This is a genomic window from Clostridium sp. DFI.1.208 (assembly GCF_024463855.1).
Lineage (GTDB): Bacteria > Bacillota_I > Bacilli_A > Erysipelotrichales > Erysipelotrichaceae > Clostridium_AQ.
On the sequence record NZ_JANGCA010000351.1, the window covers coordinates 1 to 252 of the forward strand.

Below are 252 nucleotides of genomic sequence, written 5' to 3' on the forward strand. Positions count from 1 at the left end.
AGAAGCTTTCTTTGTTTTTCAGCTTCTTCCCCAATACGGTGATGCTCGTATCCTGCAGATACTCCCCCAGTGTCAGTGGATAGGTATCCGCTTCCTCTTTGATCTTCTTTCCTTCCAGGAGTCCGCAGTCGATCATGTAATTCTGCCATGCGAGCTCACTCATCACACCCTGCTCTGTTTTCTTCATCTCTCCATCCTTGAAATAGAAGAACTGCGGCGTGCTTCCGCTGAAGGCAGGGATGAGCTTCTGGA

General features: G+C 49.2%; 1 protein-coding gene. It reads right to left on the minus strand.

Annotation, left to right across the window (positions count from 1 at the left end):
- The coding region (locus NE665_RS24650; protein ID WP_256302799.1) for a hypothetical protein at nucleotides 1-252 on the minus strand (252 nt) is incomplete at both ends.